The following is a 10,784-nucleotide window of genomic DNA, read 5'->3' on the forward strand; positions in this document are numbered from 1 at the left end:
GCGCCCGCGTACCTCCGAACGCCTGCGGCCCATGCGCCGCCGGCACCCGGATCAGGATCTACCTACCGGCAAAGAGTCCAGTGGGAACGATGTAGCCGGCCATGGTCCCGGCCATGGACCCGGCCATGGTCCCGGCAACGGCGCACCTGGCAACGGAATAGCGGGCAACGACGTGCCCGGCAAAGACAAACGCCTCAACTGGCTCGTCGATTTTATCGCCGACGAGGACGACAAGCCCGCCACGGCTACATCCGGCGTCGACACGCCGCCGCCGGCCGATCCGAAGCCGAAGTGGCGCAACGTCGATCCCTTCGCCGACGCGCCGTCTGAAGCCGCTTCCGAAACTTCGCGCCCACCGCTCGTCGATCCCGGCGCTGGCTTCGCGCCCGAGGGCCTGGAACTCGTTCTGGGAGACTCCGACCGCTCCGACGACACGATCCGTCTCGATCCCGACGCCATCGTCGGGGACGGCTTTACGAATCACGCGGATCCGTTTAGCCTGCCCGAGAAAGGGGCGCCCACGGCGTGGTCCGACACGCCCGTTCGTGAAACGCCCGTTCGTGAAACGCCGGCGAAAGAAACGTCGATTCGAGAAACGCCTCTAAGAGAAAAACCGGCACAAGAAACGCTGCCTCCCGTGGAGCCCTCGCGGGAAAAGGCGTCCGATTCGCCGTTCGCGCGGACGCCCAAGCCGGTCCGGCCGCGGCCGGTCACGCCGGCGGCGCCGGTGGACAAGACTCCGCCTCCCGCGACCCCTCAGGGGCCGGTAAACGCCCCGACGCCCGAGCGACGGGGGTCGCTCGACATCGAAGCCATCCGCACGAAGGACCGCGTCGTGGCCAGCCTGCTCGGCAAGCAGCTGGTATCGATGAGCCAGGTGATGGAGGCGCAGAAGCGTAAGGACCGCGAAAACAGCAAGGAGACCCTCTGGCGCATCCTCGCCGAGATCGGCGACGTCGATACCGAAGCCATCTTCGCCGAAGCCGCCCGCATCTACGCGTTCCCTTCAGCCGACATTGAGGGCAAGCTGGACCCGAAATTCGCGCGCTCGGTCATGGAGACCCTCTCCGAGGAGAACCGCGACCGGTTGTTGAACCTGCGGCTCGTGCCGTTTGAATGCGAGACCGAACACGCCTCCGGCGCGGTCAAGCTTGTGTTTATCACGCACGACCCGATGCGGACCGAAGTGCGCACGGTGATGAAGGAGTTGAAGCTCGACCGCTTCGACCTCTACTACGCGCCGCAGTCGGCCGTCGAAAACCTCATCACCGAAGCCTTCCCGCGCCGGAACGTCTTCCTCGATCGCGTCCGCGACGAAGAGATGGCGTTCGACATGGGCATCACGTACGAGGAGGGGGCGGATCTCATCGACGAAGATGCGCTCGAAGCGGAAATCAGCCGCTCGTCGCTCATCAACCTCTTCGAGGCCACCCTCGTCGAAGCCGTGCGCCAGGGAGCGTCCGACATCCACATCTACCCGAATTCGAGCAAGCGGGTCGAAATCCATTTCCGTATCGACGGCCGGCTCAGCCTCTGGCATACGGAAAACAAAGTACACCCCGAAGCGCTCCTCGCCGTCATCAAGGACAACGCGATGAACGTGGACCGCTTCGAACGCGACGCGGCCCAGGACGGCTACATCCAGCGCTGGATCGACGACGTGTTGATCCGCTTCCGCGTGTCCGTTCTCCCGATCGCCAATGCGCGGCAAGAGCTTCGCTCCGAAAGTATCGTCATCCGCGTGCTCGACGACCGGAAGGTCATCCGCGACCTGCGCAAGCTGGGTCTGCTCGACAACGCCATGCAGCGGTTCGAGCAAGCCATCAGCCAGCCGCACGGCATGGTGATCATCACCGGCCCGACGGGCTCCGGCAAGAGCACGTCGCTCGTGGCGGCGCTGCACCACGTGATCACGGGCGAAGTGAACGTGCTCACGGTGGAGGACCCGGTCGAATACATCATCCCGGGCGTGCGCCAGATCAAGCTGAACCATAAGCTCGAACTGGAAGACGCCCTCCGCGCCATCCTCCGCCACGACCCGGATATCGTGATGGTGGGTGAAATGCGCGACCGCAAGACGGCCGAGCTGGCGATCAAGCTGGCCAACACGGGTCACCTCACGTTCTCGACGCTGCACACGAACGACGCGCCGAGCGCGATCAGCCGGTTGTACAAGATGGGCATCGAGCCCTTCCTGATCGCCTACGCCATCAACCTCGTCGTGGCCCAGCGCCTCATCCGGATCCTGTGCCCGGTCTGTAAGACCGTCGATACCGATCCGGATCCCGTGATGCTCGATAAGCTGGGTTTCAGCGAAGAGGAGATCACGAGCCTGACCTATTATCTTCCCGGCAACGACAGCCACTGCTCGAACTGCAAGGGCGTCGGGTACAAGGGCCGGCGCGCCATCAGCGAGGCGCTGTACTTCTCCCGCGCCGTGCGGCACCTGATCGTCGAGTCCGACGCGGCGATCGACGAAGGCGCCGTCAAGGACCTGGCGCAGAAGGAAGGCATGCTCAGCTTGCGCGACTCGGCGCGCGAGATCGTAAAGATGGGTCAGACCTCGGTCCGCGAGATGATCCGCGTCGTAACCACGGAAGGGTAGCGCGTAACCGCTGCCTCTCGTAACATAGACACCTGAAAGGGTTCTTGTCGCCAGTGTACCCCCCGGCTGCGCACAGGATAGTAACTGTAGTGCACTATGCCGCAAACCCTACTGGCCTTCCTGGCGATGATGATCGTCACGTTGTTGGCGATCAATCAACAACAACGCGTCCTCCGCATCTACGAGTCCATGCTGGACGACGAGATGGAGGTCATGGCCGCCGGCGTGGCGCTCCAGGCGCTCGAAATCGTCGAAGCTCAGGCGTTTGACAGCGCCACCCTCGGAGGCGCCCCCGTGACCGATCCCTCCCAGCTCACCACCCTGCCGTTTGCCACCGGCAACGGGTGCAGTCTGCGCGGCCTCAACACCCTCTGCGACGACGTGGACGATTTCAACGGCATGACGCCCGACACCCTCAGCTTCACGATGCGGAACGGGGTGACGTTTGCGTTTGAGGTGACGGCCACGGTCGATTACGTGACGACGACCGGCGCCGGCGTGGCTGTAGCCCTGATCCCTACGTACGACAAACAGATCACCGTCATGTTACAGGATGTGCCGCAGCCAGGTGGTCGGCGTCTGCTGTTTAACCCGGTGCGGCTGACGCGGTTGAAGTCCTGCGACGCATGCAGTTGATGTTTTTTCATACCGAACACCCGGCGTATCATGTTTTTTATCTACGATAACCTTGCGGCTACGCTGGTGGCCATGGCCGTTATGCTCGTCCTGCTGTCCATGCAGCAGCGGATGCGCGACGTGTCCATTGAGCAGGTGGGTATGTATACGGCCAAAAAGCATTCGCTCGATTTTGGCCTCTGGATGCGGGACGACATCGCCAACATCGGCCTGGGCGTGAGCGGGCCGCCTGTCGTGGAGCACACCCCGCACGCGACCCTGGCCGGCATGACCTCCTCGTTCAGCTTCCTCAAAAAGCTCAACCCGTCGGACGCGACGCCTTCCACGATTTCCTACCAGCTAGAGGAGGTGTATGAAGCGGACGGCGTGACCCAGCAGACCCTCCAGGTCGATACCCTGTCCGTGCCGCTGTTCGAGGTGCGCCGCCTTGTAAATGGCGTGGTCGAGGGCAAAAGCGCCCCGTTTATCACCTATTTCGCCATCGACCTGCTGGATGTAAACGGCGTTTCGGTCAGCGGCGTGGTCGAACTGACCGAACAGGTGCGGATGACCTTCTCGATGGGCGTTCCCTACGCCAGCCGCAGCTACGTCCGCGAGACCCACTGGGGGGCGACGATCCAGGTGAATTGAGCGACGTTGCGCGTTTTGGCGTTATACGTCCCGTTCGATGTCCTCACCCAGAACGCGCAACCCATGAACGCGTACAGGCAGTGAATTGCGTCGCGTCTGATTATTTAACGCGGTGCGAAACATCCGTGACGACTATCCCACAGATCCACGATAGCGTCGGCCGTTCGACCTCGTGAAGCCCACGCCGGCGGAAGCGGGCACGATCCCTGCCTGGAAACATAGTTCTCGAAATCGAATTATCAATCCGAGTTATTCTTCCGGTTGGAAGGAAATACATTCCGTTTGCTCAGCTATCGTTCCCGGGCAGGCCACGGGAGGCTGCCGATACCCCGCCGCCGCGCCCGATGCCCGGGGAGGCGGGTGAAGAAAGCACTACGAGGTCGGCCGTCGCCGCGCAGGTTCGTTGCGCCAGAACGCACGGGTTTCGCAGGCGAAAACGCCGTATGTTCATGTGCCTCCGTTCGCATGCCCTGGCGGGTAGTGCATCGGAATCACCCAGATTGCCTCAAGGACCCTACGCAGCCAATCCTGTATCCTCCACATCCGAGAGCCTGCCGTGAGCACCAGCATTAGCGATATCAAATGGGATCGTGGCCCCCGAAAAGAAGGGGCGATGAAAGAGCGGGCGAAGGTGCCACTGGCGCCCCAACCGCCCAAGGTATGCCAGATCATCATCGACTCCGTGCCGAAATCGGTGCACGGCGTCGATCGGGTGCGGTTCCTCAGCGAACATGTGACGGCGTTGCTGGACAAGGACCGGGCGATTCTGCGCCAGCATGTCGAGCACTATATCAAGCACATGCTCAAGATCGGCGCGAGCGACATCGACACCGGCGGCGCGGCCTGCAACGGCTTCGTCTGGTACCGTGTCGACGGCAACAAGACGCCGCACAAGGAGATGGGCAAGTGCAGCGAGGATCTATCGGACATCCTCTTCCTGAATCTCCTCTCGGAAACCCAGATGGAGCACCTGTTCCGGGAGTCCGCGATCGACTTTTCGTACCAGCTCTACCTCGAAGGAAAGAAGGACCGTCGCTTCCGCGTGACCATCTATTTCGACTACGGGCACCTGGCGCTCAACGTCCGCGCCATCGAAGATAAGTTGCGCACGCTTAGCTCTCTGAAATTCCATCCGATAATTGAGAATGGCCTCATGTTCCGGCACATCCGGGACGGGCTGACGCTGGTCACCGGGGTTACGGGCTCCGGCAAGAGCACCACGCTCGACGCCATCGTCGACGCCAACAACACAGACGTCCAGGCGCACATCGTAATCATCGGTAACCCGATCGAATACATGCACGACTCCAAGAACTGCATCGTACGCCACCGCGAGGTGGGCCGGGACGTGCACACGTTCAAGGACGGCGTGGTGCAGGCCCTGCGTCAGGACCCGGACATGATCATCATCGGGGAAATGCGCGACCCATCGACCATCTCGGCGGCGCTCGAGGTGACGGACTCGGGTCACAAGGTATTTTCCACGCTCCACACCAGCTCTGCGGTGGAAAGCATCGACCGTATCATTGCCGAGTACCCGACGGACGAGCAGGACCGCGTCCGCAACCGCCTGGCCGACGTACTGCGCTGCATCATTTCGCAGAAGCTGTGCCCCAAGGTGGGCGGTGGCCGCATTATGGCCAAGGAGGTGCTCTGGATGACGCCGTCGACACGGGCCGCCATCAAGAACAACAACTCGGGCGAAATCTACCAGATGATGTGGGAAGGCGGCGCGCAGGGGCAGATTACGATGGAGCAGGACCTGCATCGGTTGATGCAACAGCGCTTCATCACGCCCGAGACGGCCATGCACTACGCCAATAACAAGCGCCGATTTAAACAACTGCTTTCGGGCGGCGGCTGAGCGATCGTTTCGCCTGTCCTCCGGCCTGATTCACAAGACGCGACATGCAAAAGAGTAAGTCTTCAGAACTCATACTGGGCGTGATGGTGACCAGCAAGACGCTCCACGCCGTTCTCATGGAGAACGAGGGGGGGAGCGCGCGCGTATTGCGCCGGTTCACCCGGCAGCGCGTGTCGCGGTCGGCCCAGGCTGGTTTGATGACGAGCGTGCCGGAGCTCCAGGAATCGGCCAACACGGGCGACTTCACGATCCAGTTCGGCGACAATGCCGACGCCGCCGGCAACCTGTTCCTGAAGTCGGAGTTTGGCGCGGCCAACCCGGCGCCGGATGGCGGCGATGAGATCGGGGGCTTTTCCTCCACGTTCGTGCTCGAACTGGGCGACATTCTCGCCGAATGCCGCGATGCCGGCTACGAAGAGCCGACGCTCGCCTTCTGTGCGGACTCGTCGGACGTGACGCATGTCGAATTGCGGAGCCTGAACGACGGCAAGGGCGACGAAGCCGAAAAGAAGGGCGGTCCGCGGAAGATCGACCGCGGCCAACTGCTCAAGCTGCTCGGCGAGCAATATCAGGGCGGGTTCGACAACAACCGCGTCGGGTTTATGCCGATGTCCTCGCTGGATCCAAAGGAGCTTCGCCATCTGGCGATTTTCCCAAAACAGCGAGATTCCGTCATCGCCACGCTGCTGGCGATGCGGGAGCAGCAGGGGTCGCGCGTGCCGTCGGTCCGGATCATGGACGCCGAGGTGCCGCTGTACGTGGGCCTGGCCCGGGCGACGTTGCGCCGCGCCCTGCGCCGGGGCAACGAGACGTCGATGCCGGCCGTGCCGCCCGAGCGGCATTCGCTGATCGTGCGCGCCGGCACGGAGGATACGCTGGTGCTATTCGTTCGAGGCGAAGAACTCTTCCACTACGAAAGTCTGCGCTCGCTCACGGCCTACGAATCGCCGGAGACGATCTGTAGCCGCGTCCTCCTGCAGCAGGACGAACACGGCATCAGCGATGTGCAGCACGTCTTTCTGCTCAGCGAAGAGCGCGAGGAGGAGCTGGTCGAGAGCTTCGAGATGTTTTTCCCGGATGCGCAGGTGGATTCGCTCCGCCACGTCATCTCCGAGTTGGGGGACGTTGGACTCGACGAAGCCAACACGAGCGCCATCGTCGGCGCCGTCGGGGCGGGGCTTCGGCTGTCGGGCGACGAGCGGTACCAGGGCGTCTTCGACGAAATCAACCTCATGCCGCGGCGGCTCATCAAGCGCCGCTTCCGGATCCCGCTTACGTGGCACGTGCCCGTGATGGGTCTCTTGATCGGCCTCACCGTGCTGTTTTTCTTCTATCGGTACATGACGATCGAGGAGCACATCACCACGGCGCGGGAGCTGCTGCTTTCGTACCCGGCCGAGATCATGGAAGCCGATCCCCGGATGCTTCAGGCCCGGATCGACAGCTTCGACGCCGTCACCACCAGTTACCTGAACGCGCTGAACGTACTTGACGGCCTGTTGCAGGGCAGCGATCAATGGAGCCGGACGCTCGAGAAGATTTCCAGGGAGACCTCGGAAGTAGGCAGCATCTGGATCGATAGCTGGCGGCCGAACGGCGAAATGCTGGAGATCAGCGGCAACGCGACCTCGCGGGACCGCATCGTGCAGCTGGCGCAGCGCATCGACGGCACGATCGAGGCGCAGGTGTTTTCCGAGATCCGCGAGTGGCCGGTATTTACGTTCCGAATGCGCGTGCCGATTGTCATCGATCTGCCCGAGGCCGCCAAATATTTACGCGAGCAGGTACGCCAGCTCGACGAGCCGACCGCCCAGTAGGCGCCTCCGCGCCGGCGCCGGCCGATCCTCATCTCCTACACCGATCTATCGAGAGCATGTCCAAAGTCGCTTATAGTATCCTCGTCATGGCGGCGATCTGGCTGATCACCATCGGCTTCGGCTTTTACGTCCTCAAGGCGAAAGGCGAGGAGATGGACCAGGTACAGCGCGCCGAAAAGGTGGCCAAGTTAAAAATGGCCGAACTCGAGCAGCTGTTTTTGATGGAGACCCAGTCCCGCGAAGCCGCCCGCGACGCGACGCGTCGCTGGTTCGCGCGGTACAAAATCATCCCCGAAGAACTCAAGAGTCCGGATGTGATCGGCTATTTGAACGGGCTCACGCTGGCCGGCTTCAAAAACTTCGACGTCACGGCGACGGGCACGAAGAACGACCCGAACATCAGCTACCACACGTTTACCGTGGATGGCCGGGGCTATTTCAGCAGCCTGTACAAGTTCATCTGGAGTATCGAAAACAACCGCAATTTTTATCGGATTGATAATCTCAGTCTGGACCACATCGACCTCGTGACCGAGAACAAGGAAAAGGGCAAGCCCGAGCTTCAGGTGATGGTGTCGTTTCGGATGTCGCTGAACGCCTATTACTCCGGCACGGAAGGCGTAAGCGCTCCGGAGGATCTGTTCGCCGAGATGATGGAAGGGCAGGTGTTGCCGTCCGGCTGGTCCGGGCAATTGCCGCCGGTGCCGAAGGACATTTTGCCGGATGAGTCGCCGGCGGTGAACCCGTTTTTCCCCGGAATCATGGAGCAGATTCCGCCGAATACGGAAGGGCATGTGGACCTGGAGGATCCCGGCACGCAGCTCGTTTCTATCGTGGGCGGCAAGGCCGTTTTTAAGAATGACGAGGGCTACCGTCAGCTCGGTGTTGGAGACCTCGTGTACCTCGGGCAGATCACCGACATCGACCCGGCGGAAGGGCGGGTGTCCGCCCGTTTGAACAAGGGCGGCATCATCGATAATGTGGATCTCTCGCTGGACGTTCAGCAGGGGTATCGGCAGGCCATCGGAGGAACACTCCTGGCGCCGACCGGTAATCGGTAAGGTTTTTGATAGGGTTCTGAAAGTTCTATTATTTGTCCGGGGATAACGCTTTCTTGCGATCGTGGGTAGCTGCTCGCGGTCGTATGGCCTGCACCTCGCGCATACTGGCAATTCTCTGACGTGTGATATTAGGAGAGCATGATGAATTGGATTACCCGCATCTCGGCCCACACGCGGCCGTTCGTATGGATTTTTGTACTGGTCGTTGTTGGGATCGCAACACAGATTCCCGCGCAAGCGCAAGACCGGCCACCGCGGCAGATTCGGACATACGTTCCTCCGGATCAGCTCGTGTCGTTCCTGCCGTCGACGCCGTTCGATCAGTTCATTGAATTTATCAATCCCGTTTTCGAACGCGTCACGAACAAGCAGGTCATCGATCCCGAAGGGCGTACCGAGCCTATCGGGGTGACGATCACGAACTTGCAGTTCTTCGATGCGCTCGAGTTCGTGCTGGAACTCAAAGGCCTCACGTATCGCGAGACAGACGGCTATTTTATCATCCAGCTCGCGCAGCAGCAGCCGCTGGTGCTCAATGCCGACCAGGCCGCCGGCCGACCGATTGACCCCGCGGTGACGGCCATTGTGCCCGCCACGGCCGGCACGCGCGAAGTGCAGATCAACGCCGTGTTATTCGACGCCAACCTAACGAAATCGCTTGAACTCGGTATCGACTGGAGCGTGTGGTTCGGGCCCCAGGCCAGCCGGGGCGGCAGCGGCGGAGCGGGCGGCGGCGGCTCCGTCGGGGGCGGCTCGGGCGCCGGCAACTCCGGCAACCAGGACATCCCGCGGATCTTCATTAACACGGAGAACGTGTTCAACAGTGTCGATGAATACATCATCGGTCCGGATCAGATCAGCTTCACGGGGCTCACGCAGCTGGTCCGTGCGTTCGAGCAGGAAGGCCTCGGCGAGACGATCGCCAGCCCGACCGTTACCGTCCAGAGCGGGCAGTTGGGCAACATCCAGATCGGTAGCGACGTCCCCGTTCAGACGCGCGACTTCTCCGGCAACACCATCACCCAGTTCTTCTCGACCGGTATCATCATCGACGTCACGCCGACGGTGATCCGCGAGACCGTGACGGACTCGCTCGGCTCCGAGGTGATCGAGTTTATCCACCTGGATGTCGCCGTCGAAAACTCGAACAGCTCGCCCTCCGAAGCCGGCATCGTCATCGCCCGGAATCGCGCCGACACGCAGGTTCTGTTGCTCGACGGCGAGCAGACCATTATCGGCGGGTTGTACACGACGCAGAAGACCCTTACCCGCCGCGGCGTGCCCATCCTCAAGGATCTCCCGCCATGGTTCTTCGGGCTGCGGTACCTGTTCGGCTACAACCGGACCGACAAGACGCAGCGCGAACTGCTGATCATTATCCAGGCCCGCCTGCTCGACCAGCTCGATGTCCGCACCCAGCGGCCGTTCCCGGACCAGATGCTGGAGCGCCGCCGGCGCCAGCTGGAGGAGGATGTCCGCCGCGTCGACGCCGAGAAGGCACGTCAGGTGAAGTACCCGGACAATGATTGAGGTTCAAGGTTCGAGGTTTAAGGGAATAGAATAGACCTTAAACCTTGAACTTCGAACCTTGAACCCTTCAATCGGAACGTTCGGATCGATTGGTCTTATCACGGGCAGCCGCTTTTTGCGAGCTGCCCGTTTTTTGTACCCACTCGCCGCATGATCCCCACCTGGCTGACCGATTCCGTTACGCCCGACCTCGACCGCGCGCTGCATTATACGCTCTTGTGGGGGCTGGAAGCCCTGGAATTGCGGATGGTGGGCCGGCATGAGGAGCGTGTCCCGTTTGTCAACGAAGCCCGCCTTCGTCGCCGGCTCGAGGAAAACGAAATGCCCGTCGCGGCCATCGATCCGGGTCTGTTTATGGGCTCCGTCGAGGACCGCTCGGCCTGGATGAACGAGTTGACCGCCTTTGCCGAGACGCTCGATTTTTGCCGGCGCATCGCCTGTCCGCGGGTCATCGCCTCGGGGTTTGCGTCGTCCGTCGAGCGGCAGGCCGAGGCGGCCGAGGCGCTTCGCCGGGCGGCGGATCTGGCGGGGCCATCCGGTGTCCAATTGATTGTGTTTCACGCCCCGGACACCTGCGCGCCGGATACGCCGGCTCTGGCATCGTTGCTGGGGATGGCCGATCATCCGGCGCGCAGGTGTCC

General features: G+C 61.9%; 8 protein-coding genes. All 8 read left to right on the top strand.

What is annotated here, in order from left to right; genetic code table 11:
• A partial coding sequence (locus SH809_10845; GenBank protein MDZ4700193.1) for an ATPase, T2SS/T4P/T4SS family occupies positions 1-2,605 on the top strand: 2,605 nt, incomplete at its 5' end.
• Positions 2,606-2,701: 96 nt separating this feature from the next.
• Positions 2,702-3,241 carry a hypothetical protein gene (locus SH809_10850; GenBank protein ID MDZ4700194.1) on the top strand — a complete coding sequence of 180 codons (540 nt, stop codon included), beginning with the start codon at positions 2,702-2,704 and terminating at the stop codon, positions 3,239-3,241.
• 30 nt (positions 3,242-3,271) lie between these two features.
• A complete protein-coding gene (locus SH809_10855; protein ID MDZ4700195.1) occupies positions 3,272-3,871 on the top strand; it encodes a hypothetical protein in 600 nt (199 codons plus the stop codon).
• Between the two features lie 556 nt (positions 3,872-4,427).
• Complete coding sequence (locus SH809_10860) at positions 4,428-5,735, top strand: type IV pilus twitching motility protein PilT (GenBank protein MDZ4700196.1); 1,308 nt, start codon at positions 4,428-4,430, stop codon at positions 5,733-5,735.
• A 44-nt stretch (positions 5,736-5,779) separates the two neighbouring features.
• Entirely contained in the window at positions 5,780-7,552 is a 1,773-nt protein-coding gene (locus tag SH809_10865; protein MDZ4700197.1) for a hypothetical protein, read from the top strand.
• Positions 7,553-7,608: 56 nt separating this feature from the next.
• Positions 7,609-8,613, top strand: coding sequence for a hypothetical protein (locus SH809_10870; protein ID MDZ4700198.1), 1,005 nt, complete (start codon positions 7,609-7,611; stop codon positions 8,611-8,613).
• 138 nt (positions 8,614-8,751) lie between these two features.
• Complete coding sequence (locus tag SH809_10875) at positions 8,752-10,143, top strand: type II and III secretion system protein (protein ID MDZ4700199.1); 1,392 nt, start codon at positions 8,752-8,754, stop codon at positions 10,141-10,143.
• Between the two features lie 150 nt (positions 10,144-10,293).
• The coding region (locus tag SH809_10880; protein MDZ4700200.1) for a TIM barrel protein at positions 10,294-10,784 on the top strand (491 nt) is incomplete at its 3' end.

The sequence above is a fragment of the Rhodothermales bacterium genome (assembly GCA_034439735.1).
Classification (GTDB): Bacteria; Bacteroidota; Rhodothermia; order Rhodothermales; family JAHQVL01; genus JAWKNW01.